Origin of the sequence: Paenibacillus sp. E222, from assembly GCF_013401555.1 — a bacterium.
In the GTDB taxonomy this organism is placed as follows: Bacteria; Bacillota; Bacilli; order Paenibacillales; family Paenibacillaceae; genus Paenibacillus.
This window is the reverse complement of record NZ_CP058552.1, coordinates 6,715,953-6,742,787: the sequence shown is the minus strand read 5'-3', so window position 1 is coordinate 6,742,787 and position 26,835 is coordinate 6,715,953. Positions and strand designations below refer to the sequence as shown.

The following is a 26,835-nucleotide window of genomic DNA, read 5'->3' as shown; positions in this document are numbered from 1 at the left end:
TCTCTTTTTTTTACTCTTTCGTTTGTTCTTTGGAACCGGAAGAGGAGGATCTAATATATTGTGGTGGATGAACATCGTCAATCATGAGAATGCCATCATACTGATTGCGTGGGACAAAGCTCTCAGGGTATATGCCCCAGCTGTATGCAAATCGTGGTTCGAACATCCAGGAGTTCCCTGTTTCTCTGCTCTGATACCGCATATCCAAGAAGCTGTACTTTGCATTAGTCGCTGACATAATTCCTTCAATGGAGCCGGGTTCCGCTGGCTCAACGACATGAAGTTCGCGGGCATTATCAGCCGTTTGACCGCTGGATGCATACAATCCAATCACATAACTTGATTGTTTCATTTCCTTCGAAAGTTTTTCTCCCATCAGAGCTATTGGATAGGGGGACCCCATTACTTCGCTTTGCGCTTTACGGATGTGATCATTATGTCCCCATACGATGAACTTTTCGTTTGGATATACTTCGGTAGCGAGCCACATGAGATTGTCATGCATCGCCTGATCGCGCCACTCCATTGAATCAATAAACGACTCCAGTTTGCCTTCATTCATTTCCGCCATTGAACGGATCGAAAGATCGACATATTCCCTCGCGACACGAATTCGGTCATTGAGGCTTCGCTCCAGCAGCATGGCAAGTTTCGGTTGGTTCGGGTATTCTTTTTGCAGATGAGTCTGGTTCGCTTCGGTTTTCAGGGATTGAAGGACATCTTTGTATACCTGGATGATTTCATTTTTCTCAGCGCGGTAGGCTTTCAGATCCGTTCCTGCGGAGAATTCGGACAGTTTTTGTTCCGTTTGTACGAGACGCTTGGCGAGCTTTTGATCCTTCAGCCAGTTACCGTCCAACAACGGGAATTGCAGCTGCATGTCGAAACCGGTCAGGATCAGAGGCTGTTCGGTTTGTGCGTTAGCTTTGAGATAATCGAACAAAGGCGTGATTTCCTTAGACCACCAGACACCAAAGATGGAGTTTTTCATTGTATGCTCCGGACTTTGCTGTGTTATCGTGGCATTAGCCAGCGATGTGTTGGAGAGACCGCTCTCAAAGGCAAGAACATTGTATCCCATTTCCTGATGCAAAAACTGGATTAGCCGGGTCTTCGCCAGATTAAATTCGGCAACCCCATGGGAGCTTTCGCCCAGAAATACAATTCGCTTGTCATACAGCAAAGGCTTCAGCATATTCAGATCCGAAAAGGAATCTGGCTCTTGACCTGTCTTCACAGGCTGGATGCTGTCCAGTCGATACGCATGATCTTTGGCCCATTCGTTCCATTCTGAAATTTTCTCATCCGATGTTTTGGCGGATTGCACTTGGGTGACCTGACCCTGTATGATTTCCATGGTAGGTCCTGCTGCCGCACCTACATGCCCTGTTGGATAGAGCGAACTCGCAAGTATCGCTGTAGTCAGTGCAAATACAGCACCCGTTTTTCTTTTCCTGAAATAAGTCAAAATAATACCTCCTTCATCATGTATGTGATCCTAAATGATTCAGTATTGGAACCATCCGGCTTATTACTGCCCCTCATCCCAGAACAAGTCATTCAGGGTTCTTGAGAGCGCCTTGCATATGGCAATACATAAGCTGAGGGACGGGTTATACTTTCCCAGTTCGATGAGACCAATGGTTTGTCTCGATACACCAACGATCCGTGCCAGGTCGTCCTGTGACAGATCCTTTTCTACCCGGGCGACTTTTAATCGTATATTTTTCATGTCACTCACCCTTGTACCTTTCTATGAATCCCACTGATCTTTACGCGCTGCTTTTTGACTCGCCTTGTTTGCAAAGTGATGAACGATGACATTGAATCCCGCAAAGAACGGAATGTAAAGCAGCAGTGCAGTAATAAAAACGAGGAAGAAAAACCACCACTTCTCAGATGTCGTTTCCGCAAACAAAACGGAACTTCTTATGCCCATGAACAAAGCAATCGAAAGGCCGATAATTAAACCCGTGATTACACTGCGCAGGTTATATGAGATCTTGCTCGTCTGATCATGGACTTCAACTTCATCCGAATAAATGCCCAGCATGACGGAACGAACCCCGGAATAGATACTTCCTGAGAGAAGCACAATCAATTCCGTCAGCATGGAGGAAGTTTCCCAATTGAGAAAGCTTTTGATTATGAGGGAGATGCCACAGATACACATGATTAACATGTAAGCTTCCTTGTACACCTTGTCTTTTAGATGGACGATACGCTCATCCTGATTGCCGCTTTTTTTGAACCATTTCATGCTGGACCTCTCCTTTATAAAGATTTCTGTACATGTGGGAAATATTCCCTATGGACTTCATAATAATACTATTTGAGTCTTTTTGCAATATATATATGTCATTTTGTTTAGTATAAAATACAATATAATAAAATTAAACAATCTCAGATTACATGATAATGTTTAGCGAGAGGTAGAGGGGATGCAATTGGAGGGGGCAATGTGTATCCTCCAGCAGGAAGTGATTTACTGCCCATATGGCATATTTTTTGGTAATATATACAAAGTGTTTGTATAAGACAGGAGGTTAACTGGATCATGCGTATCGTAGATAACATTAAAGTCTGGGGGGAGCCGCTGGAGAATGCGGTAAGTCAGGCGGTGACTTGCTCGCAGTATGGAGATGTATTGGGCGTGGCTCTAATGGCGGACCATCACAAAGGATATTCACAACCCATCGGGGGCGTCGTTGCCTACCGGAACATGATCAGTCCGTCAGGGGTTGGATATGATATTGCCTGCGGCAACAAGGCTGTACGCACCAACCTGATGTGGGACGATATCCGGGACCAGATTGCTGTTATTATGGATGACATTAACTCAACCATATCCTTCGGTGTAGGACGGAACAACCCAACACCTGTGGAGCACGAACTGTTTGAGGATGCCAGCTGGAAGCTGTTTGATTCCATTGAGCCTGGACTACAGCACAAGTTGAAGACACTCGCGCGCAATCAGCTGGGAACAGTGGGTAGCGGCAATCATTTTGTCGACATTTTTGTGGAAGAGGCGACGGGTAAAGTATGGATTGCAAACCACTTTGGCAGTCGCGGCTTTGGCCATAAGGTCGCCAGTGGTTTTCTGAATCTGGCTGCCGGACGTACATTCAGTAGCAAAGCGCCGGGAGAATCGATGGACCAGCCACCAACACTGTTTGACCTCAAGAGTGAAATGGGTGATATGTATTGGGACGGAATGACTCTCGCTGGCCGGTATGCGTATGCAGGGCGTGATTATGTGATTGAACAGGTTCTCGGCATTCTCGGGGCGAGCGCAGAGTATTCGGTTCATAACCACCATAACTTTGCCTGGAAAGAACAGCATATGGGCGAAGAGGTCGTGGTGGTCCGCAAAGGAGCAACACCGCTGGCACCGGGACAGCTCGGTTTTGTGGGCGGAAGCATGGGAGATATCTCGGTAATCGTGGAAGGAATCCACAGCGAAGAGAATACCGAGTCTTTCCGCAGCACTGTTCATGGTGCAGGTCGGATTATGAGCCGAACCCAGGCGGCTGGCAAAATGAATTACAAGCTGCGCACACGCATGGGCGGCGAGATCAGCGAAGAACAGATGCAAGCGGCGATTCGTGCCTATGGTGTGGAGCTTCGGGGTGCAGGAACGGATGAAAGTCCATTTGTGTACAAGAAGCTGCAGGACGTGCTGAATGCGCATGCGCATACCTTGAAAATCAACCATATCCTGCGTCCCGTAGGTGTCGCAATGGCCGGAGGCAATGAATTCGACCCGTATAAGGACTAGTTATATATGTTCAACTCAACATTTACACAACAACGGAGAGGACAGAATGAACCTGAAGAAGCGAAGCTAAAAGCTTTCTGAAAGAAAGCTGCATCGGAAGCATAGACCTCGCCTTTATCCCCGGATTTTTCCCTTTGGAGAAGGGAATCAACAAAATCTGGGGATAACAGCGATCGGAAGGTTGTTCTGTCATCGGAGTGCCAGTGTAAATATTTATTAGTTGAACTTATATAGAAAGAAGAAGGTGAACCTCATGAGAAATTGTGCGATATACAGCTCGCAGTTTGACCTCGATCAGCTGTTTGAAATGATTCAATCCATATACCCTCAGGATACAATTGAGCGTAAGGAAGACAAAACCCATATTCAAGTTACACGCAAAAAGTTATTTAGTAAGAAAACAAAGGGCTTCAATATCATGACGATCCAGACACACCCTGAAGAATTTACGGCTATGATACAGGGGATGCTGGGGTTTCTGAGTCAGATTGAGGGGAAGAATGCTTCACTGCAAGAAAAGGTATTGATTAAATGTTCTACACTGAATATGGTTGTTGGGATCGAGACGGAAGAGGACATTTCCGAAGAATTCTTTAATGAATTATTGCATCTAGCCGATGCGCTGGATGCAATCATCTTCTGGGGAGGTGGCTCCTTGCTGAACGCGCAAGGTCAGCTGCTGTTGGATGTCAACGGAGAATCCGAAGTGGAGGATTACCAAGTGACAGCGCACACCAGTTTTCTGGATGATGTCAGACCCCCGTCGGAATCTGCAATGCTGCGCAAAGAGCGCTCGGAGCAGCTTCTAACCCAGCAAGGAATCCCATTCAATCTTCATTTGCCTGCAAGAGCCGGGGATGAGCATACTACGATCCGCAGTGTTCAAGAAGTGGCTCAACGTGCGGTAGCTCTTTGTATTGCAGCTCTCAAGGGTGAATGCCTGGGAGCGGGGGAGAGCGCAGAAGATACAGCAGCGCTGGTCCGGGAAGTGATCGACAAGTATGATGCGACTTCATTCTTTTCACCTGTGGAGAGAAGATTTGTGGAGCAGCATGGGGCAGAGCATCAGGAGGTAGTCTCCTTTTCATGGGGGTATGAGGCTTATCATTTGATGTTATGGGCGCTAGGCTATGTCAAGGAACTTGGAGCACCAGTAAATCTTTGTAACGTAGGACAGGATGTAGGATATTTGCAGCAATGTGACGATGTTGAAGCCTTTGTAGCCGGGGCACAATTTCGCTCCAAAAGCGAGATTTTGGATGCAGCGGATCTAATCTACCGCTACAACTGGGTGTGTGTAGACAATCGTGTGAAGGAGCAAACACCTCCCGGAGGTCTGAATGGTGGAGTGGCCTACGAACGCCACCGTGCGCTGAACTGGCTGATCTGTTATCTGGATCAGGATTGGGATGATGTACGGACAGATACGTAGAATGGACTTTTAACATCAACTATTTTTGGATGGCATCCAAATTCAAATACCCCCAAGCCAGTCGAATACTGGTTATGGGGGTGTTTTGCTGTCTATGGGCACCTTACTTTTATCCGCTATGTCTTCCGTACTGTTCCCGAATCATCACATCAGCAAGAATCAGCTTTTTCTCTACATTACTCTCCGGGTTTACAATTCGCCATAACATCTGGTCGACCGCACGCGCACCAAGCAGCTCCTTGTTTACATTAACCGTGGCAAGTACAGGGATATTGTCGTACACATTATCGAAACCGGTGACTACGCACTGATCGGGTACACTAATCCCCATGCTCTCCAGAGCCTCGATGGTGTATAGCGCATAGAAGTCATTGGCACAGACAAAAACCTCAGGCAAATTCCCCTCATGAATGACGGAAGTAAACGTCTTGCGAAAATCATCCATATCCGGGCTGTTTAGTTCGGGGATCTGATTCATCTCCAATCCATGACCCATTAATACCGAAGTATAGGCGACCCATCGTTCATAGAAGCTGTGGGCGTCACTGGTATTTCCAACAAACTGAAACCGTTTGAATCCCTTGCGCAGCAAATAGAGCATAATATCACGCATGGAAGCAAAATTGTCTGTGAAAATACTGTCACTATGAAAGACGGGGTCCAGATGATCCACCATGACGACGGGAATGCCCAGACGCTTGATTTCAAGCAAAATAGGTGTCGAGATGGAACCCACCGTAATAATGCCACGAATGGCATCCGGATTCAGCAACGTGAATAGTTGATCCGCAGAAGGCTCGGTCAGAGTAAGAATATTGATGCCTTTCTGGTTCAGTCTGGAGGATATCCCGTTAAAGACAGGCCCCCAATATACGGATTCCTGATTCTGATAACGAACATTAGGAAACAAAATCAAAATGGTGCCACTCCACCGCGTGTTCTGCGGGTCCTGAAGTTCATTGCTGCTATACATATCACCAGACAACATGCTGTTATCTTTGAAATATCCAAGTTTGCCAGCGGCCTTAAGAATAACGTCCCGTGTCTGCTCACTGACACCTGATTTTCCGGACAGAGCTCGTGAGACCGCAAATTTCGACAGACCTGTAAAATGTGCAATTTCCTGAATTGTTACCTTCGTCTTCATCATACCATCCTTACACTCGTAGTTCTGCCATATTCCTTACATTGCGAAATAAATCTGCTTCTAGTATATCATGATGTATTTCTCTTAATCTAATAACGGCTGTAGAAGTAAAAATGTTAGTGTCTCATACATATAACGACGGAAATTGACCTTGGTGATGGACATGTCGCGGTAGAAAAAGGCGAATTTTGAATGAGTTATTATCTTTTGTTATTTTATAAAATAACAAAATTCTTGGATTTGTTTTTGTTTTAAATAAGATGGTACTCAGAAAGGTGTATGGATAATATGCTGTGATATAAGGGATTAAAGCGATATAACAGCATTTTATCAGAATAAATAGAAAATGTTAACAATAAAAATGTTGACGCTTACATTTTGCTATGTTAAATTTTGTTTGTCAAAACCAAACGTTAAAATAACAAATGGTGGTGGTCATCGAATTTCATTAGGGGAAATGGGAGTCAGGGAGTTATGCCGGATCATGATTTGTATACACATTCGGGGAGGTTGTTAAAATCGTGACTAGAAAATGGAACGTTTTGCCGCTCGTGTTATTGGCCGTAATGCTTTTTGTATCCGCTTGCAGTGGTGGGGGTACGGCCCAGCCGGCTGCTGATGCACCAACGAATTCGGGTAATAGCACGGGAACCGTCGAGACAGACAAAGAAGGCGGAACAGAAGAAGTGGCAGTCGATGCACCTGATTTGGGTGGACGTGTCATCAAGGTTGCGGCCTGGTGGGATCTGAAGCCAGCGGGGGAGACCGCATCGGATAAGGCGAGACTGGATAAAATCGCTGAAGTCGAGAAGAAATACAACGTAAAAATCGAGTTTGTGAATGTACCATTCGAAGAATACATGAACAAATTTACAACGACAGCGCTGGCTGGCGAACCGTTCGCAGACATCGTTCAGATGGAGTACAAATCCGCATTACCCGCCATCCTCAAAGGGCAACTGCTTCCGATCTCCGAATTCACCACAGCTGAGAATAACATCAACCAAGAGGCAAACCTGATCGCTAAATACCCTGCCATCGCAGGCAACTACTACGCATTTGAATCTCCAACCAGCATCGGTCTGGGACTTCACTATAACCGTGACTTGTTCAAGAAGCTGTCGTTACCTGATCCTCAGGAGCTTTATAACAAAGGCGAATGGAATTGGGATAAATTCATGGAGCTGGCGAAACAGGCAACTAAAGATACGGATAACGACGGAAAAATTGACGTATACGGGTTCTCCGGCTGGGCGATTGATGTGCTTCGTCACTTTACTGCAGCCAATGGCGGCACGATTGTAGATGACGAACATTCAAAAGAAGGATTGTCCGATCCGAAAACGATTGAAGCTGCCGAATTCATCAAACGCCTGTATAACGTCGAGAATGTTGTGAAAGTCAAAACAGGTGACAAAACGAACTGGGAGGAAAGCAACACATTCAAGGATGGAGATGTGGCTTTGTTCACTGCTGCGGAATGGCAGTTGGGCGATATCACCTTTGCTGCTGGAGTCGTACCCATTCCGAACGGTCCTCAGGGCAACAAGGATGTAACATACGCCAACAACGCTGCCTCAGCAAAATTCATTCCCAAAGGTGTGGAAGATCCTAAAATGGTATACCAAATCTATGAAGAAACCTTCGACATTCCACAGATCGAAGAGTACCCAGGTCAGGATTACCTGGAAAGCCGTTATACCGACGAGAAGGACATCGCCATGATTCGCGACCATATCGCGGGAACGGGCCGCATCCTGCTCGATGACGCCTACGCGGGTTATCCAATCGGTGACTATGTAAACGACATTATCAAAAACAATGCTTCCGTTACAGCAACAGCCGAGAAGTATAAAGCACAGGCACAAGCGGCAGTCGATAAGCTTGGCAAACCATAATACCAGCATGATTCAGACAGGGGTGCATCGTGTCCGGGCTCGCGCATGGGTACCTCTTTTCCTGTATCACCAATTAGGCATTGCTGGCATCAGCCTTGATGAGGAGGGCTCGTAGGATGGCTGGAATTCTACAACGAAAGAAATGGGTTCTGCCCATAGTCATTGCAGCGGCGGCAGCCTGCGTCATACTTTTGCTTACTTCCGGTGCAGGTGTAAAGAGTGCAGTTGTGCCTTCTGGCAGTTTGCCTGCCATCGAGGTGGATGCCATCTTGCAGCAGACGAGGCAGAAGAACGGATATGATCAATACCTGTCCCAGGCAGGCGAGGCCTCAAGACCGGATGTAGATATGACCATCGAAGCAGGAGACTACATACGGGCAGAGGGTGAAGAGGTACGTAAGCTGAAGGATTATGAGGGCAGGCCGGGTGTATCCCTTTATACCGGGGAGACAGGCGAGATCGACTGGGTAGTTGACGTACCGGAAACCGGACTGTACAACCTCTCTGCTGTCTATTTTCCCGTAGAAGGCAAGAGTTCGGCCATTGAGCGTGCATTGTACATTGACGGTGAACTTCCGTTTGCGGAAGCCGCCTATTTGCAGTTTGACCGGGTATGGGGCAATGAGCAACAAGCTGTTGAACAGGATAATCAGGGCAATGATCTTCGCCCAAAACAAGTGGAGAAGCCGCGTTGGATGGAAGAAACATTTCAGGACTCGGACGGGTACGAACAGGCTCCATTCAAGTTCTATCTGGAAAAGGGAAAGCACACGTTAACCCTAAAATCCTCTCGCGAACCCATGGTAATTCAATCTCTACGGCTATTCAACGATAAGCCAGCCGTTGCTTATGCGGAAACCGCGGGGGCCAAGCAGACGGATTCTTCCGGTCAGCCTAAGGATGTGCTCATCCGAATTGAAGGGGAAGCGGCTGTTGCCAAATCTTCTCCTACGTTATATCCAACCAGTGAAAGATCAAGTTCAGCCGTATCTCCGTACAGCGCTTCCCAGGTGCGTATTAATACGATTGGTGGCTTTAACTGGCGTCTGCCAGGACAGTGGATCGAATGGGAAGTGGACGTGCCGGAGAGTGGACTTTATCATATCGGTTTTACCGCTCAGCAAAATTTTGTCAAAGGCATCTATTCCACACGCAAGCTGACCATCGATAACGAGATTCCGTTTGCGGAGATGATGAAAGCCCCGTTCCGTTACCAAAGCGACTATCGCATTGATGTGCTGGGCGGTGAGGAAGCTTACAAGTTCCAATTGGATAAAGGCAAACATGTCATTCGGCTGGAGAACAGCCTGGGCGACTTCGCACCACTTATTCGCAATGTGGAGGACAGCCTGTACAACCTGAACTCCATGTACCGGAGAATCCTAATGATTACAGGCACCAAGCCGGATGAATTCCGGGATTATCGGGTGGAGAAGCAGATCCCGAATCTGCTGGAGGTGTTTAGCGGAGAAAGCAAACGTCTGAAGGAAGTTGCAAGGCAACTTCGTCTTCTGTCAGGCCAGTCCAGCGATCAGGAAGCGTTGATCAAAACGATGGCCCAACAGCTGGATGAGATGATCGATAAGCCGGATACCATTCCAAGAAGACTTGCCGCTTACAAAACGAACACAGGCGGACTGGGGACATGGGTGCAGCAGGCTCGCGAGCAACCGCTTGAGATTGATGCTCTCTATATAGCTTCATTAGACAGCAGCATTCCCGGAACGGGTACGGGTCCACTGGCGAAGCTTGGTCATGAAGCGAAGACATTCTATCACTCGTTCTTCATTGATTATAACCAGATCGGGAACGTAGCCACATCAGAGGATCAGCGCACGGTGACGGTCTGGATCGGCAGTGGTCGTGATCAGGCGAACACGATGAAAGCGATGATTGATGAGACATTCACACCGGAGAGCGGCATTAACGTCAATTTGAAGCTGGTCAACATGGGTACGCTGTTGCCAGCCACCTTGTCGGGTGAAGGACCTGATGTAGCGATGCAGATCGGCAATGATCTGCCGGTGAACTTTGCCATGCGGAACTCGGCGGTGGATCTCACCCAGTTCAGTGACTATACCACGGTGGCACAGGCGTTTAGAGACAGTGCCATCGTACCGTACGCCTATGATTCAGGCGTGTACGCCCTGCCAGAGACACAGACCTTTAATATGTTGTTTTATCGAAAAGATGTGCTTGCAGAGCTGGGGCTTGAAGTTCCTCAAACGTGGGATGATGTCGAGAGCCTGCTGGCGATTCTGAGTAAAAATCATATGGAATTTGGCATGCCGGTGGTGGCCCAAGCCAACATTCAGGGGGTCAATATCCCGCCTAACTCGCAGTATGCCACGATGCTGCTCCAGAACGGCGGCTCCTTCTATCGGAATGACGGCAAGGAATCGGATCTGGATTCGCGCATCGGAATTGAGACCTTTAAGAAGTGGACAGAGTTTTATACCGATTACAAGCTGGAGCGGGAGTATGACTTTGCCAACCGTTTCCGGACCGGACAGATGCCGATTGGTCTGACGGATTACACGATGTATAACCAACTGTCTGTATTTGCACCGGAGATCCGTGGATTATGGGGATTTGTTCCTGTTCCGGGGACTGTGCAGCCGGATGGAACATTGAATCGGGACGTTCCGGGTGGCGGCAGTGCGGTCATGATGCTGGAGAGCGCCAAAGATCAGGAGGCCGCGTGGGAGTTCATGAAATGGTGGACCAGTACACCGGTGCAGGCTGAGTTTGGCCGCGAAATGGAAGGGTTAATGGGTGCGGCTGCACGTTATCCGACGGCCAACATTAAGGCACTTGATTCACTTCCGTGGCCAGCTGAGGATTATGCGAATCTGAAGGCACAATTCGAGACGGTAAAGGGAATTCCCGAAGTGCCTGGTGGTTATTTTACCGGACGTCATCTGTTCAATGCATTTTACAAGACGGTTGTTGGCCAAGTGGAAGCCAGGGAATCCATCATGGATTACACCCAGTATATTCAGGACGAGATTCGGATCAAGCGTAATGAATTTGGTCTTCCGTAAGCAGAGGGAGGGTTAACAGTGTCACAAATATCACTCCGAGACGGACAAAACAGTCCTCCTGAGAAAACACCAGGCATGGGTATGAAATCATGGTGGTCCTGGAAGCTCAAGGAAATAAAGGCCAGCAAACATTCCTATGTGCTGCTAGCTCCTTATATGATCCTATTCATCATGTTCACTGTGATTCCGGTGGTCATCTCCATCATACTCAGCTTCACCTATTTCAACATGCTGGAGTTTCCGCGTTTTATTGGCTGGCAGAACTATACCCGGCTGTTTCTGGAGGATGACGTATTTCTGATTGCCATCAAAAATACGTTGCTGTTTGCCATTATTACCGGACCCATCAGTTATATTGCCTGTTTCGTATTTGCGTGGATCATTAATGAACTAACACCCAAATGGAGAGCGTTCATGACGCTGATTTTCTATGCGCCATCCATTTCGGGGAATGTCTATTTTATCTGGCTGATGATTTTCTCGGGGGATCGTTACGGTATAGCCAATGGATTGCTGATCAAATGGGGATTTCTGCTGGAGCCAATCCAGTGGTTGAAAACGGAAGCCTACATTATGCCAATTCTCATTCTGGTGCAATTGTGGCTCAGTCTTGGCACAGGCTTTCTGGCGTTTATCGCCGGTTTGCAGACCGTTGACCGGACGTTATATGAAGCTGGCGCGGTAGACGGGATCAAAAATCGCTGGCAGGAGCTCTGGTATATTACCCTGCCTTCGATGCGCCCGCAATTGATGTTCGGTGCGGTCATTCAACTTACGACCTCATTCGCGGTGGCCGATGTATCCATTGCGCTGGCCGGGTTCCCAAGTGTGAACTATGCGGCGGAGACGGTGGTGACCCATTTGATCGACTTTGGTACAACGCGGTTTGAGATGGGATACGCCTCGGCGATTGCAACCGTACTGTTCATGATTATGGTGGGCACCAACCTGCTGGTACAGAAACTGCTTCGAAGGGTGGGAGAATAGCTATGGCTGCAATTGCGACAGGCAAAAAAAGGGTGAACCGCTCCTTATCAGGAAGCATCTCCCTGTTTGCCCTTCTGCTCGTATTTGGTGCTTTCATGGTGCTGCCGCTGATCTATGCGATCAATAATGCGTTCAAACCGCTGGATGAGATTTTTACTTTTCCACCAACGCTATTTGTCAAAAATCCAACGTTCAGCAATTTCACGGATCTGCTGAATCTGCTGAGTGACTCGTGGGTTCCGTTCTCACGATATATATTCAACACGGTATTTATTACGGGCATTGGCATCGTGGGCCATGTGCTGCTCGCTTCTGCAGCGGCTTACCCGCTCGCCAAGCACAAATTCCCGGGCAAAGTGTTCATGTTCCAGGTCGTTGTGCTTTCCCTGATGTTCACGCCTGCCGTGACAGCCATTCCCAACTATATGATCATGTCATGGCTGGGTTGGATTGATACGTATTGGGCCGTCATTATTCCGGCATTCGCCTATTCATTGGGTCTGTATTTGATGAAGCAGTTCATGGAGCAGATCCCGGATGCGTTGCTGGAAGCAGCCAAAATTGACGGTGCCAGTGAATACCGGATTTTCTGGTCCATTGTCATGCCCAATGTAAAGCCAGCCTGGCTCACATTGATCATTCTGCTGTTCCAGATGCTGTGGGGCAGTGATGGCAATGGATACATCTACAGTGAACAGCTCAAGACCTTGCACTATGCGGCGGGTCAGATCATTCAGGGCGGGATATCCCGGGCCGGGGCAGGTGCTGCGGTAGCACTTATTTTGATGAGTGTGCCCATTACGCTATTCATTTTCTCCCAGAGCCGCATCATTGAGACGATGGCGAGTTCGGGCATGAAGGAATAAGGGGGAACGATATGGCACGCACAGTGAAAAGATGGCTTGTTCTCCTGACGACAGTATCACTGCTGCTGGTGAATGCCGTGCCTGCGGCGGCCTCCCCGGCGCCGTATGAGAGTTATAACTACAACTACTGGAAAGAGGCCGTTCCGTCACCGGATGCCTATCTGCCCAAGCAAACCATCTCGGGCAACGACCTGGGCATTGGCGAATTCAAAGACCCCGGTGATGTAAACGTTTCTCCCTCCGGGCAGATTTATATTTTGGACAGTGGCAACAGCCGAATTGTTGTCCTGGACGCGGATTATAAGCTGCTGCGGGTGATCGAAGGATTTATGATGGACGGCAGCAAGGAGAGTTTTAATACGCCAGGTGGATTATTTGTGGATGAAGAGGATCGAGTATACATCGCTGATACGGGGAACAGCCGTGTAGTTGTCCTGGATGAGGAAGGTCAGCTGGTCCATACGATTACGAAGCCGGAGTCTGATATCCTTGCTACCAATTTTCAGTTCCAACCGTTGAAATTGACTGTGGATCGGGTAGGCCGGGTGTATGTGGTGGCTCAGGGTGTTTACGAAGGCATTATGCAGTTTGACGAGCACGGTCAATTCATTGGATACGTAGGTACGAACAAGGTGGAACGCGACTACGGCGAATACATTTGGCGGATGCTCTCAACTAAAGCCCAGCGGGCGCAAATGGTTTTGTTTGTACCGACCGAGTTTTCCAATGTGGATATTGACTCCAAAGGGTTCGTATATGCGACCAATATCGACCCGGGTTCCAGCGAACCGATTAAACGTCTCAATCCATCCGGCGAGGATGTACTGAAAAGATTTGGTTATTTTGAAGTCAAAGGAGACATCAGATTCCGCAATAACCCGGGTCCGTCCAAACTGATTGATGTGAAGGTACTTGGCAACGGTATGTACAGTGTGCTGGATGCGACGCAGAACCGGGTGTTTACTTACGATGATGAAGGTCATCTGCTCTACGTATATGGAGGCAAAGGAAATCAGGTGGGAACGCTCAAAACACCAGTCGCCATAGAACAATCCGGGGATCATCAATTGGTACTGGATCGGGGGAAAAGCACTCTGGTTATCTATGAGCCAACACGGTTTGGAGCCAGCGTGAATGAGGCGGTTGCCCTTCATTATCAGGGTGAGGATACGGAGGCTGTTCATATCTGGAAAGAAGTGCTGAAGCTGAACGCCAACTATGATATCGCCTATATCGGTATCGGCAAGTCCTTGCTGATGGAGAAGAAAAACGAGGAAGCTCTGGGTTACTTCGAGCTGGGAATGGATCGCAAAAGTTATTCTGTCGCGTTCAAAAGATATCGGCGAGAGATGATGAAGGAACATTTCGGCACCTTTCTCACACTTGCCATCGCACTGATTTTCATTATGATCCTGGTCCGAGTGGCGGTTAAATGGAGACGGAGGAGGCAGATTGACCGTGAAGCAGGATTACATTAAGTTTCCGCTGCATCTCATTTTTCACCCCATTGAAGCATTCTGGGATCTCAAGTCGGATCAGCGGGGCAGGTTGACCGTTGCTTTTGGAGCATTGACTCTTACCATTATCATGATGATTTTGCAAAAACAATACGCGGGGTTTCTTGTGAATTACATCGATCCTCGCACAATCAACAGCATAGGGGAGATCGCAACGGTTGCAGTACCGTTCTTTCTTTGGTGCATAGCCAACTGGGCGGTAACCACCCTGATGGAAGGTGAAGGAAAGTTCAGGGAGATTTTTCTGGCAACAGGATACTCGCTTATTCCGATTATTTTGATCTATGTCCCGATGATTATCATTAGCCGGTTTATGGTACAGGAAGAGACGGCTTTTTATTATTTATTTAATAGCATCGCGTTCTTCTGGTTCATGCTGCTGCTCTTCATTGGCACGATGACGGTACACCAGTACACCGTGATCAAAACGATCCTGACGATGCTGCTGACGGTAATTGTCATGGGCATCATCGTGTTTCTCGGCGCATTGGTGTTCAGTATGCTGCAGCAGTTATATGAATTCGGTTACAACATCTACCGCGAGTTGATTTTTCGGACCTAAAGGAGGCGGCATCCGTGAACAAAAGGCAACGAGTATATACGGTGCTGGCCAGTGGTGCTGCTGTGATCCTGATCGCGGCTGGACTGCTGTATATCAATAACAGGGGAGTACCTGCTGTGGAAGCAACGGCTTATCTTGAAGCAACAACAGAGGCCATATCAACCGAGACGAAGACATTGCAAATCCTCACCGATGCTTCAGAGGGTGTGCCGGGTATGCGACTGGTCGTCGAAGACCAGGGACTGGCGCTGTATTACAACGAAGAAACGACGGAAATTGCCGTTCGTGATAAAGCGAGTGGACAGATCTGGTACAGCAATCCGAACGAACGTAATCAGGATGGCTTGGCTTCCGCTTATGAAAAGGAAGTGCTATCCTCCCAGCTGAACGTGTCATTCCGGGATGCGATCGGTACGCTGGAGAACTTTCCGAACTTTAGCTCCAGTATCAGCAACAAACAGTTCGCAGCTGCCAATGTGGATCAGGGCATTCGTGTTACATACACGCTTGGGGATACCTCGCTTGGCATTGATGCTCTGCCCAAACTGATCAGCAAACAGCGTCTGGAGGAGAAGGTTCTTTCGAAACTGGATGCCACAGTGGCAAGATATACATCGGCTCGTTATTATCCAACCAAGAACAATCCGGATGTGCTGGAACGCTTGGATGGACAGATATCAAAGCAGCTTGTGCTAAACAAGATGCTGGATGCCTTTGAGGCGGCGGGGTACACCGCTGACGATCTTGCTTTTGACAATGAGGAGAATGGAGTCGAAGGCGGGGGCGCATCGGATAAACCAAGCTTTGTCATTCCGGTGGAATATCGGCTGGATCAAGGTTCGCTGGTTGTAACCGTGCCGCTAAGTCAGGTGAAAGAGAGCGGTCAATACCGTATTCGCAATATCGATCTGCTCGCTTACTTTGGTGCCGCGGATACGAAAGGTGAAGGTTATATGTTTGTACCTGACGGTTCAGGCAGTCTGATCCATCTGAATAACGGAAAGGTCAAAGAGGAGCAGTACGTACAGCGTGTGTACGGTGCAGATCCGAATGACAATTCACTCAGTCGCCCGCAGGTCAGTGAATCTGTCCATATGCCTGTCTTTGGATTGAAGAACGGTGAGCATGCCTGGTTTGCTGTGATTGAAAAAGGGGATGGCATGGCCAGTATCTCTGCGGATATTGGAGGCAGGCAAAATAGCTACAACCACGTCTACGGCACGTTCTCCCTGCGGGGTGAGGATGAGCTGGAGATGTATACCTCGCAAAAGATGCAGGAGATTCAGCTATTAAGCGAGGAACCATTCCGCGGGGATATTCAGGTGCGATACCATTTCCTTAATGGTAAGGATGCCAGCTATTCCGGGATGGCCCGTTTGTATCAGCAGCAATTGGTGGGGCAGAATGTACTGAAACCGCTGGAGGACGAATCAGCCATACCTTTTTACGTGGATGTGTTAGGTGCAGTGGACAAAAAAGCTTCATTCCTGGGTGTACCATATCGGACCACATTGGCTATGACGACATATGAACAAGCGGCTGAGATGGCCTCCAAGTTACAGCAGGAAGGTGTGAACCGCGTGCAGATGCGGTATCAGGGATGGTTTGGCGGAGGTTTCAGCCACCATACACCGACCCAGGTCAAGCTGGACAGTGAAGTGGGCAGTCGTTCCGAGTTGCATGATCTGTCTGAACAATTGAAGCAGTCTGGCGGAGCGTTATTTCCTGATGTGGCGTTTCAGCGTATTTATCACGACGATTGGAACTTTGCCCCATCCTCCGATGCAGCGCGATTTGTCACCAAGGAGATGGCTGAACTGTATCCATACAATCCTGCCCTCAACCGGATGGATCAGAGCAAAGACAGTTATTATCTGTTGTCGGCCGCCAAGCTGCCGTATGTCGTGAGCGGGTTTGCCGAGAAAATCAATAAACTGGAACTCAGCGCATTATCGCTGCGTGATCTCGGGCAGGTATTGAGCTCGGATTATCGGGATCGTCGTGTCATCCACAGAGAAACTGCGAAGAACATCGTGAAGGAGCAACTGGGCAAGCTGCAGCAGGAATATCCGAACATGATGTTGTCATCCGCTAATGCTTATGCGTGGGGATATACGCAGCATATTGTTAATACTCCCTCAGGCTCCAGCCGGTTCAACATTACCGATGAGGAAGTTCCTTTTTATGAAATGGTTATTCATGGATATATGGACTACGCTGCTCCCGCAATGAATACGTCAGGGGATCAGGATCTGCGCAAACAGCTGCTCCGCAGTCTGGAGCTGGGCTCAGCTCCGCAATTTCAATGGACGTATGAACCGTCGTCCAAGCTGAAGCTGACCAATTATGATTCGGCTTATGCCACTGAATTTGCATATTGGGTAGATGAGGCGGCTGCATTATACAAGGAAGCGAATGAGGTATTAGGTCCTTTGCGGAACCAGCCAATAACCGAGCATGAACGAGTTCAGGATGGCGTTGTACGTGTCACTTACAGTGGCGGTGCAACGATTTTGGTAAATTACACGGCTGATCCGGTAACGATTGATGGAATTACCGTTGGCGGGGTGGACTATGCAGTGGAAGGAGTGAACCGATGAGAACCCTTCGTTTATCATTGAAATCACGGAGAGCACTGCTTGGACTTGCATTTATTTCGCCATGGCTGATTGGTTTCATCTTCTTGTTCGCTACGCCGCTGCTGCAATCGATCCGGTTCAGTTTGAGCAATCTGTCGGTTGCCCCGGGAGGATATGTACTGGATTTTGTCGGGCTGAAAAATTTCAAGGATGCCATCCTGGTCGATGCAACATTCAACCGGATCTTGGTGGATTCGGTCGGAGCGATGCTGCTGAATGTGCCGATGATTCTATTCTTCAGTTTATTTACGGCCACATTGCTTAACCAGAAATTCAAAGGGAGAACGATGGCGCGTGCGATTTTCTTCCTGCCGGTCATTCTGGCCTCCAGTGCGGTGGCGGCGGCCGAGTCCGCAGGTCTGATCAATCTGATGGGAGACATCAGTGCAGTGGATTCGTCGGCAGAGGGGGGAGCATCGTTTAACGTCCTTTCAATCGTGCGAATGCTGAATGATGTGGGGTTGCCCATGGCATATGTCGATTACATCGTGGAAGCCATTATGCGCATCTACGATATTGTCAGCAGCTCTGGCGTACAGATTCTGATCTTCCTCGCTGCGCTGCAATCGGTACCCGGCTCCATGTACGAAGTGGCCAAAATTGAAGGAGCGACGGCCTATGAATCCTTCTGGAAAATTACGTTTCCGATGGTGAGTCCATTAATCCTGACAAATGTCATCTATACGATTATTGATTCTTTTGCAGGCAGCCCGGTGACGGAGGCCATCTACCAGACGGCGTTCAAAACCCAGAACTTCGGCCTGAGCTCAGCCATGTCCTGGCTGTACACGCTGGTCATCGGCCTGGTATTGGTTGTTGTTGGATGGGTACTGTCACGACGGGTTCATTACAACTGAAAGCTAACGAACGTTGAAGGAGGCATGAGACTATGGCTGTGTCGGGAACGGATCGCATGGTGGTGGTTCCGAAAGAAAACTACCGCATGCAGAGGGTGCGAAACAAGACATCGGACCTCCTGTATTCCATCTTCAGATATGCATTGATTATTGGTATTTCATTTATTATTTTGTATCCATTGTTTCTTAAAATCTCGGTTGCGTTCAAGGGCAAACAGGATATCTATAATCCGACCATCTATATGATTCCCCAGCATTTTACGCTGGATAATATCAAGCTTGCGGCGCAGGTGATGGATTATTTGCCTTTGCTGGCGAATACGTTGTTGTTCGTCACGATTACAACGCTGCTCACAGCGATATCCTGTGCATTAGCCGGGTACGGCTTCGCCCGCTTTTCTTTTCCCGGCAGCAATGTGCTGTTTGTATTAGTCATCCTCACTATTCTGGTGCCAACAAGCACCCTGATGGTGCCGATGTATCTGCATTTCCGCAACTTTGACATCCTCGGAATGGTTCATATGTTCACGGGACGAGAGGGGATCAACCTGCTGAATACATACTGGCCGTCCATGATTACTGCGGCTACGGCAGGTGGGCTGAAGGCAGGGCTGTTCATTTATATTTTCCGCCAGTTCTTCAAGGGCATGCCCAAGGAAATTGAAGAAGCTGCACTGATTGATGGAGCAGGAGGATTTCGGACATTTGCTCGCATCATGCTGCCGAATGCCATTTCACCGCTCATCACAGTCATTCTGTTTTCGTTTGTCTGGCAGTACAACGATACGTTCTATTCTTCGCTATTTATGAGTGAAAGCCCGCTTATCTCGCTGAAGGTGGCTTCATTGCCTGCCCAGGCGAACCAGTTAATTCCCCAATTGATGGGTTTTGGCTCGAACTCGGGCATGAAGGCAGACCCCAATTATGTTGCCATGATCGTGGATACAGGCATTCTGCTGGCGATTGCACCGCTCATTATTTTGTATTTGTTTGTACAGCGCTATTTCGTGGAAAGTATTGAACGCTCAGGTGTAGTTGGTTAACCGGGCTTGGCGTAGTCGTACAGGATGCGTAATTCGGGTGTTTTTGATATTTGGGTCGCTATGTACCCTGCCTTGGAATGGGGGATTATCAATGACGGAGCAAAAGATAAGCAGTAATTTAGTGAATAAAGATGCGACTTCCGAGGCTAGAGAACTGATGACGTACTTGGCGGATCGTTATGGATTAGGGGTACTGTCAGGTCAGCAGGATTACGGCAATCTGAACTGGATTAATGAGAATACAGGCCGCAAGCCGGCGGTGATCGGATTCGATCTCATGGATTATTCTCCATCAAGGACAGAACGCGGCGCGATCTCCCAGGAGATTCGGGATGCGATTGCATGGCACCAGCAAGGCGGAATTGTGACTCTGTGTTGGCATTGGAATGCACCTACTCATCTGGTGGATGAACCAGGCAAGGAATGGTGGCGCGGTTTCTATACGGATGCAACCACCTATGATCTCGCTTCAGCATTGGCTCATCCTGAATCGCAAGAGTATACCTTATTGATCCGGGATATCGATGCCATTGCATTACAGCTGCAAGAACTTAAGGATGCTGGGGTGCCTGTGTTATTCCGGCCGCTTCATGAAGCGGAGGGAGGCTGGTTCTGGTGGGGAGCCCAGGGACCTGAACCTGCCAAACAGTTATATCGCCTGCTGTATGATCAATTGGTCAACAAATATGAGCTGGGTAATCTGATCTGGGTGTGGAACTCGGAAAAGCCGGAGTGGTATCCGGGTGACGATGTGGTGGATATTGTGAGTGTGGATGTGTATCCAGAAGCAGGCGATCACAGCCCACTAGCTGAACGTTATGAGAATCTGCGTGAACTGGTGAAAGACAGCAAAATCATAGCCTTAGCCGAGAACGGCTCCATTCCTGATCCAAAGCAAATGAAAGAGCAAGGTGTATATTGGAGCTGGTTCTGTACCTGGACAGGAGAATTCCTAAAGGGTGGCAATCATAATACCGTGGCGTATTTGAAGGAAGTATATAATAGCGAAGAAATCATTACGCTGGATCAATTACCGAAGTGGAGTTGGAGATAGGGAGGGCTATTGTCTGAACTTCTACTGACGTGAAAAAAAGGGGGCTGTTCCATAAGTCATGAACCATGACGGTGGACGCCTCTTGTTCGCGTTGATTTGGCCTAACGAACCTGACAGACGTTATTTGCTCTCATTTGCACCGTTCTAAGATGTAACGAATCCCAGAGACGTTATTTTATGTATTGCGTCGCTTTTTAGGCTTTGACGCTGTGTTTGTACCGAAATAACGTCACTGAAGTTCGTTAAAATTGGCATGCCTTGAGAATCGGACGTTTAAGGTGCGCTAGATTCGTTAGCACGTTGCAAGTTTGACGAATTTCGCTCACCAGCCGTGCGGCCACGGTTACCGATATGCGAAGCCCTATGGAGATAGCACCTTTTATATGAGACGTCTTTCTTGTGGAGGAATGAGGTCTGAATAAAGAGCTAACCTGCATTATTGGAAAGCATGGCACTGATTTTTGGAAATAAAGCCTCATTGGAAGTAAACAAGATGTAGGATTGATTGGTTGTTCGCATCAGGATTGTTTCGGAAGCGCCATACGCTGCGCCGATTCGAACGGCTGAAGGCTCACTTCCACCATATGTATCATCAAGGGTAACTGCTTTAATATCTGAGATGGGAATTTCTATTTTGGAAAGCTGCCAACGGATGATGAGTTGATTCTCTACTTGCTGTACTTTGATGCCTAACATAATAAAGCCCTCCTTTAATATCTCAGCTAACCATGTAATTCTTCCTCTTCACACTTACAGTGTGTTTTTCAAAAATCATAAATGGTAATACATGGATTAATTATACTCGATGCTTACTTAATACGAAATACAAGAAGGACAATAGGCTAAATAGGCCAATCCAAGCAGTTAAAATATACAACCGTCAGAATTCGTGAAACATGACATTAGTTGGATTGTCTATAGAAAAAACAACAGCAGTCATGGGCGAAAAAGACTAGACTAATTAATCTTGTCTTTACGTTAAGTCGACGGGGATTTTAGCGCAAAGGTATGATTGAATGAATTTTGGCTTTATTTAAAATCTAAGGAATAAATGTGAGTTCGTAACGCAACTGAAATAAGAGCGGAGTTGTATCCGCCCTTATTTCTTTGTTGGATTATTTGACACAAAAATATTTTGTTCTCTGAAGTCTTCGGCTAAAATCAAAAACAATCCTGAACCATTATGTTTTTAAGCATGTTGCCGGGGCAAGAACGCGTCAGGACGGAAGGTTCATAGCGGTCTGAATGTTTTTCAGATCGAGCTGGATTTGCTCTGGAATATGGTGCGGATGGTATAAGCCATGCTGCATCATGTAAGTGGATATCTTTTCATAAGAGTCTATGGCCTCATCGAGCTGTTTCATCAAAATTTGCTTGATTTCAGGTGTGGCACATTCGGTCACGGCCATGGCGTAGTTTCTGACTCCGCTCTTGGCATTCATCAAAAAATCCATTGCGATGACGTCATCAGTCAGCATATGAAGCCCTGTCATGTGTTCTAATATTGGGTTCATTTTTTATCTCCTATAAAGTCGCTTTAGTCAGCACTCCACCAAGCTCCTGAAGCTGCTGTTGTGATAATTTCACTTCTTGTTGCAAAATTTGCAAAAGCTCCGGGTCGGTTACCAGTGATTGCATGGTCTTTGATTTCGTCATGCAAACCGTCTTGAACGCAGCCATTTCATGAACCTCAAGCATCTCATGCAAAGCGTAATTGGAATTCATTCGGATTGTCCTCCCATGTATTTATCCATATTCAAGGCTTTAAGATGACTTTAATGCAATCGTCCGTTTTCGTATCGAACACCTCGTAGCCCCGTTTGGCCTCGCTGAGGGGAATGACGTGTGTAACGATGTCGCCAGGGTCCACTTTGCCAGACGTAACCAACTCGTACATATATGGCATATAGTGAATGACCGGAGCTTGTCCGGAACGAATATTCACGTTTCGCTGCATGATGTCACCAAGTGGAAATCCGTTATAGCGTCCGCCGTATACCCCAGTGACTTGAATGGTTCCTCCTTTGCGGACAGCCTGAGACGCAATGATAAATGCACTCATAGTGCCGCCTTGCAGTTTCAAACCGCTGGCTAAATATTCAAGATCGCTCATCTTGCCGTCCATTCCTACTGCATCAATGACAACATCGGCGCCGCCTTTGGTCATTTCCTTGAGAGTGTTCCCAATATTCTTATCCTGTTCGAAGTTTACGGTTTCCACATGGTTCGTTCGCTTCGCATGCTGCAAGCGGTAATCGACATAGTCGACGGCTATAACACGCTTAGCTCCTTTCAGCCAGCAGAATTTCTGGGCCAGGAGTCCGACCGGGCCGCATCCGAGCACGATGACCGTATCTCCATTTTTTACGCCGGCATTATCTACGCTCCAGAATGCCGTGGTCATGGCATCAGCGATCAAGCTTAGCTTTTCGTCCGGTTGTTCGCAGTTTTCAGGAATCTTAAAGTGGGTAAAATTAGCAAACGGGACCCGTAAATACTCGGCTTGCCCGCCAGGATATCCGCCGGTCGTTCCGGAGTAGCCGAAATATGCGCCCATATCCCCGTGTTCGTTTGAATTGTCACATTGGCTTTCCAGCTGATTTTTGCAAAAAAAGCATTCTCCGCATGCGATGTTAAACGGAATGATCACACGGTCGCCTTTTTTTACCTTTGTCACGCCAGGACCTACTTCTTCTACGATCCCCATCGGCTCATGTCCGATGACATAGTTCTCCTGAAGGTTAGGGATCATCCCGTGAATAAGGTGTAGGTCAGAACCGCAAATGGCGGTACTGGTGATCTTTACGATCATATCGTCCGGTTTCACAATCTTCGCATCAGGCACCTCTTTGACCACGACATTTTTAATCCCTTGATACGTTACCGCCTTCATGCTTTATGTCCTCCAATATGCTCATCTGGGGTCCGATCAAACATCCCTTTACGCGACGTATCATCCGGGAACAGATTCATCTGCCCGATCATCACCGTATTTTTCGCCGAAAGCTGATCGAGTTGGTACTGTTCGTTCAGCTCATAAGGATGAAACCATTTTTTGCGAATCATGAGCTCCGTGATTTCTTGGTGCATTGCAATCCCCTGCTTAAGATGAGTATGCAGCAGGGCTCTTACATCCGGTGAAGCCGTTTCCGTCAGGGCGATGGACAAATTACGTACACCCTCCTTGGCACGAAGAAGGAAGTCCATGGCAAAAGTCATATCTGCCATTTCCGGCATATTCAATGAATTAATCGGGTCTAAATAATCGGTATTCATCTGAGTTCCCCTTAATGTGTTATAGGTGTCGGACTATTCGGAACAGGCGCTTGAAAAGGAGCTCTTGCGTAGATTGCTTGCAGCTCGGCGATCTGTTGTATGGATTGAATTACGTCTTTCTGCATTAAGGCTTTTAGCTCTTGGTCAAAGACCAGGCCTTGCATAAGTTTCGACTTAGCGAGGCAGAGCGTTTTGAAGTTTAACGCTTCATGCAGTTCCATCGATTCGTGAGGCGCTAGCGTTGGATTAGTCATTAAGAAATGATCACCTCCTTTTTCATCAACGTTAGATTTTCCAATGCATCGGATCTTATACTAATATGGATCGCCGGAGAGGTAAGATCCGAAAATTCCCATACCGTCGCAGGGATATAAACAAAATCTCAATCCCATACTTATTTCTGTTTAAATGAATGATCTTACTCATGGAAGGAGGACTTACGGTGTCCAATAAAAACAAAATTGATCTAGCCACCGAAAATGCAAGAAAACCGGCAGAAGGTGCACTTAACACGAGTGGTAATACGATGGAGCAGCATGCATCTAACGCGGTTTCTGAGGTGCAGACGGCTTTAAATCAGGCAATAAGCTCCATAAGTGAATCTAATGCGGCAACCAATTCACAAGCGTTGGAGAAGGCCCGGCAGCAATTGACCCGAGCAGAAGAGTTTTTAGATCAAGCGATAACTTCAGCCAATGCATTACATCTGCCGGACCAACAATAAACAGTTTGTTTGGCAGAGATTGGCTTTCTTTTTCGGATATGACCTGTGTTGACGCTTGTAAGAACATATTTGCCATAGACACGGACACTCACCGTTAGAAGCTTCGGTTAGCGCCGAAGCTTCTTTGTTTTTTTTTGAGATATTTCGGATAGAAAAAGAATGATTAAGAGCCAGGTATTAGAAGATGTCTTGAACATATTATAGGTATATCTATTCAAATATGTTTGGGGAGGATATCATAAAACCTATGTTGCCAATGGAAGAATATTTCGGTAAGTTAGAACTCGTTTATTCATTTTATGGGGCTATGCCTACAGGTGTTAGTGTGTCAGAAACCGGGCGCATCTTCATTTGCTTTCCGAAATGGGGAGATGACGTAAGATTTACGGTAGCGGAAATTGTTGAGGGTCGGGTGCAGCCTTATCCAAATTTAGAAACGAATTTGATAAACCCTTTGAATATCACTATGTCCTTCATCAGTGTCCAAAGTGTAGTTGCAGATGGGAGGGGAACCCTGTGGGTATTGGATACGGCTGCACCAAACTTTTCTGAGCCTGTGAAAGGAGGGGCAAAATTAGTTGCTGTAGATTTAAAAACAAATACAATAAGAAATGTATATACATTTGGAGAAGATGTAGTCTTGCCGACAACGTATCTGAATGATGTCCGATTTGATTTTCGTGTAGGTAAAGCGGGTTATGCATATATAACCGATTCTTCTTCCAATGGTCCAGGCGCTATTATCGTCGTGAATTTAGAAAACGGAAATGCATACAGACGGTTAGATGGAGCAGATTCAACTTCACCCGATCCATATTTTTTACCGAAAGTGGAAGGTAAAATTTTGATGAATCGAAACACGGATGGATCGACATCTCCCTTTCGATTGGCCTCTGATGGTATAGCCATTTCCCCTGATGGAAAAGTGTTATTCTATTGTCCATTAACCAGTCGTCATCTATACTCGATCTCAACAGAAGCCTTAAGAGACAGAACGATACCGGATTTCAATTTACGTGATCTTGTGCAGTATTGGGGAGAAAAAGGTGCGTCTGATGGAATGATAACGGATGCACAAGGAAACGTTTATGCTGGAGATTATGAAAACGATAGTATTCGAAAAATATTGCCGAATGGAATCATGGAAACCATCGCTCATGATCCGAGAATTTTATGGCCGGATACTTTTTCTATTGGTCCGGATCAATACTTATATGTAATTGTGAACCAATTACATAGGCAGGCGAGATTTCATTATGGAAGAGACCTGCGACAAAAACCGTATAGTTTACTTCGTATAAAAATTGATGAATTACCTGCTCCTACCTTTTGATATAAATCCCACTTTACAAAACAGGGGGCAGTCTGAAGGTTGCAGGCTGCTCCTTTTTTCATTCAGCTATCAGGCAGAAATGTAAGCTTAATTCAACATGAAAAAGAGGCGAGCTTCGAATGACAGACCTGAACGCGTATCATTATTTTGAAAAAAGTGTGGGACCATTCCGCAATCTCTCTAGTCTGTCCGAGCAGGATGCAGAAGCCGTTGCGCAGCATATCCGGCAGGAAGGCCGGAATTTTGCCAGTCAGCGATCAGCTGATTACATAATGATTCGCAGAGAACTTGAGCGGAAAGCGTACGAGCAGTTTATCGCCAAAGGTGGGAAACCGACCAACCGTTTTCCTCACTATATGACCCTGAGTGCATGTACGTGGTTGGAATCATGGTATACCGAACCGGATTGGGTCACGATCTCATGGGAGAATCTGCCTGATGATTCCGTAAGTTTTACCTACGGCGATTTGTTTCCAACGATGCGTTATTTGGACGATAAACCCTACCGTAAGCAGGTCTTCACGAAAAATGAAATACTGGACATTATTCAAACCTATGGCTGGCCTCAGGAATGGAATCAACAGGGTGATCTCGGACCGGAGCGTTATATCGAAGTACAGGTGTGGAGCGAGAGAATTATCAGACCATATCGCTGAGACGAAAGGGTTTAGGGGCTAT

25 protein-coding genes are annotated in these 26,835 nt (G+C 47.3%); 15 read left to right on the top strand and 10 right to left on the bottom strand.

Annotated elements, in window-relative coordinates:
* Positions 1-10: 10 nt before the first annotated feature.
* The 3 genes from HW560_RS29840 to HW560_RS29830 all read right to left on the bottom strand — a co-directional run bounded on the left by HW560_RS29840 (position 11) and on the right by HW560_RS29830 (position 2,260).
* Positions 11-1,468, bottom strand: a complete 1,458-nt coding sequence (locus HW560_RS29840) for an erythromycin esterase family protein (protein ID WP_257031500.1) — start codon at positions 1,466-1,468, stop codon at positions 11-13.
* Between the two features lie 63 nt (positions 1,469-1,531).
* Positions 1,532-1,732, bottom strand: coding sequence for a helix-turn-helix transcriptional regulator (locus tag HW560_RS29835; protein WP_179265369.1), 201 nt, complete (start codon positions 1,730-1,732; stop codon positions 1,532-1,534).
* A 21-nt stretch (positions 1,733-1,753) separates the two neighbouring features.
* Positions 1,754-2,260, bottom strand: a complete 507-nt coding sequence (locus HW560_RS29830; RefSeq protein ID WP_179265368.1) for a DUF6773 family protein — start codon at positions 2,258-2,260, stop codon at positions 1,754-1,756.
* A gap of 297 nt (positions 2,261-2,557) precedes the next feature.
* Here HW560_RS29830 and HW560_RS29825 point away from each other — a divergent pair, with 297 nt between their 5' ends.
* Both HW560_RS29825 and HW560_RS29820 read left to right on the top strand, forming a co-directional pair.
* A complete protein-coding gene (locus HW560_RS29825; protein ID WP_090894967.1) occupies positions 2,558-3,778 on the top strand; it encodes an RtcB family protein in 1,221 nt (406 codons plus the stop codon).
* A gap of 253 nt (positions 3,779-4,031) precedes the next feature.
* Entirely contained in the window at positions 4,032-5,210 is a 1,179-nt protein-coding gene (locus HW560_RS29820; protein WP_179265367.1) for a DUF4272 domain-containing protein, read from the top strand.
* Between the two features lie 109 nt (positions 5,211-5,319).
* On the opposite strand, the gene HW560_RS29815 is transcribed toward HW560_RS29820, so the two are convergent.
* Positions 5,320-6,360, bottom strand: a complete 1,041-nt coding sequence (locus HW560_RS29815) for a LacI family DNA-binding transcriptional regulator (RefSeq protein ID WP_257031499.1) — start codon at positions 6,358-6,360, stop codon at positions 5,320-5,322.
* Positions 6,361-6,923: 563 nt separating this feature from the next.
* Here HW560_RS29815 and HW560_RS29810 point away from each other — a divergent pair.
* The 10 genes from HW560_RS29810 (at position 6,924) to HW560_RS29765 (ending at position 20,824) form a co-directional block, all read left to right on the top strand.
* A complete protein-coding gene (locus tag HW560_RS29810) occupies positions 6,924-8,255 on the top strand; it encodes an ABC transporter substrate-binding protein (protein WP_179265944.1) in 1,332 nt (443 codons plus the stop codon).
* Between the two features lie 116 nt (positions 8,256-8,371).
* Positions 8,372-11,299, top strand: coding sequence for an extracellular solute-binding protein (locus tag HW560_RS29805; protein WP_179265366.1), 2,928 nt, complete (start codon positions 8,372-8,374; stop codon positions 11,297-11,299).
* Between the two features lie 75 nt (positions 11,300-11,374).
* On the top strand, positions 11,375-12,286 hold the full coding sequence (locus tag HW560_RS29800; protein ID WP_090902007.1) for a carbohydrate ABC transporter permease: 912 nt from the start codon (positions 11,375-11,377) through the stop codon (positions 12,284-12,286).
* A 2-nt stretch (positions 12,287-12,288) separates the two neighbouring features.
* Positions 12,289-13,152 (top strand): carbohydrate ABC transporter permease, encoded by an 864-nt coding sequence (locus tag HW560_RS29795; protein ID WP_064639582.1) that lies wholly within the window; start codon positions 12,289-12,291, stop codon positions 13,150-13,152.
* Between the two features lie 11 nt (positions 13,153-13,163).
* Complete coding sequence (locus tag HW560_RS29790; RefSeq protein WP_179265365.1) at positions 13,164-14,630, top strand: NHL repeat-containing protein; 1,467 nt, start codon at positions 13,164-13,166, stop codon at positions 14,628-14,630.
* On the top strand, positions 14,611-15,231 hold the full coding sequence (locus HW560_RS29785; protein ID WP_090894980.1) for a YIP1 family protein: 621 nt from the start codon (positions 14,611-14,613) through the stop codon (positions 15,229-15,231). Before HW560_RS29790 ends, HW560_RS29785 begins: the two co-directional genes overlap by 20 nt.
* Positions 15,232-15,245: 14 nt before the next feature.
* Positions 15,246-17,831, top strand: coding sequence for a DUF5696 domain-containing protein (locus tag HW560_RS29780; protein ID WP_179265364.1), 2,586 nt, complete (start codon positions 15,246-15,248; stop codon positions 17,829-17,831).
* A complete protein-coding gene (locus tag HW560_RS29775; protein WP_063564148.1) occupies positions 17,828-18,727 on the top strand; it encodes a carbohydrate ABC transporter permease in 900 nt (299 codons plus the stop codon). The genes HW560_RS29780 and HW560_RS29775 overlap by 4 nt, the downstream gene beginning before the upstream one ends.
* A gap of 32 nt (positions 18,728-18,759) precedes the next feature.
* A complete protein-coding gene (locus HW560_RS29770; RefSeq protein ID WP_179265363.1) occupies positions 18,760-19,770 on the top strand; it encodes a carbohydrate ABC transporter permease in 1,011 nt (336 codons plus the stop codon).
* Positions 19,771-19,861: 91 nt separating this feature from the next.
* The gene (locus tag HW560_RS29765; protein WP_179265362.1) at positions 19,862-20,824 is read left to right on the top strand and encodes a glycosyl hydrolase; all 963 of its coding nucleotides are present in this window, start codon (positions 19,862-19,864) and stop codon (positions 20,822-20,824) included.
* A gap of 426 nt (positions 20,825-21,250) precedes the next feature.
* Here HW560_RS29765 and HW560_RS29760 read toward each other — a convergent pair whose 3' ends face one another.
* The 6 genes from HW560_RS29760 to HW560_RS29735 form a co-directional block, all read right to left on the bottom strand.
* Entirely contained in the window at positions 21,251-21,520 is a 270-nt protein-coding gene (locus HW560_RS29760) for a SunI/YnzG family protein (protein WP_090894991.1), read from the bottom strand.
* Between the two features lie 521 nt (positions 21,521-22,041).
* Positions 22,042-22,338 (bottom strand): spore coat protein, encoded by a 297-nt coding sequence (locus HW560_RS29755; protein ID WP_090894993.1) that lies wholly within the window; start codon positions 22,336-22,338, stop codon positions 22,042-22,044.
* Positions 22,339-22,348: 10 nt separating this feature from the next.
* Complete coding sequence (locus HW560_RS29750) at positions 22,349-22,549, bottom strand: cytochrome P450 family protein (protein WP_090894995.1); 201 nt, start codon at positions 22,547-22,549, stop codon at positions 22,349-22,351.
* Between the two features lie 31 nt (positions 22,550-22,580).
* Positions 22,581-23,717, bottom strand: coding sequence for a zinc-dependent alcohol dehydrogenase (locus HW560_RS29745; RefSeq protein ID WP_090894998.1), 1,137 nt, complete (start codon positions 23,715-23,717; stop codon positions 22,581-22,583).
* The gene (locus HW560_RS29740) at positions 23,714-24,100 is read right to left on the bottom strand and encodes a spore coat protein (RefSeq protein WP_179265361.1); all 387 of its coding nucleotides are present in this window, start codon (positions 24,098-24,100) and stop codon (positions 23,714-23,716) included. The genes HW560_RS29745 and HW560_RS29740 overlap by 4 nt, the downstream gene beginning before the upstream one ends.
* 11 nt (positions 24,101-24,111) lie before the next feature.
* Positions 24,112-24,354 carry a spore gernimation protein GerQ gene (locus HW560_RS29735; RefSeq protein ID WP_090895004.1) on the bottom strand — a complete coding sequence of 81 codons (243 nt, stop codon included), beginning with the start codon at positions 24,352-24,354 and terminating at the stop codon, positions 24,112-24,114.
* Between the two features lie 188 nt (positions 24,355-24,542).
* On the opposite strand from HW560_RS29735, the gene HW560_RS29730 reads away from it, so the two are divergent.
* The 3 genes from HW560_RS29730 to HW560_RS29720 all read left to right on the top strand — a co-directional run bounded on the left by HW560_RS29730 (position 24,543) and on the right by HW560_RS29720 (position 26,813).
* Positions 24,543-24,824: a hypothetical protein gene (locus HW560_RS29730; RefSeq protein ID WP_179265360.1), complete on the top strand. Its 282-nt coding sequence runs from the start codon at positions 24,543-24,545 to the stop codon at positions 24,822-24,824.
* A 220-nt stretch (positions 24,825-25,044) separates the two neighbouring features.
* Positions 25,045-26,157 carry an L-dopachrome tautomerase-related protein gene (locus tag HW560_RS29725; protein ID WP_177185650.1) on the top strand — a complete coding sequence of 371 codons (1,113 nt, stop codon included), beginning with the start codon at positions 25,045-25,047 and terminating at the stop codon, positions 26,155-26,157.
* Positions 26,158-26,276: 119 nt separating this feature from the next.
* Complete coding sequence (locus HW560_RS29720) at positions 26,277-26,813, top strand: hypothetical protein (protein ID WP_090895008.1); 537 nt, start codon at positions 26,277-26,279, stop codon at positions 26,811-26,813.
* The last annotated feature ends 22 nt before the right edge of the window (positions 26,814-26,835 follow it).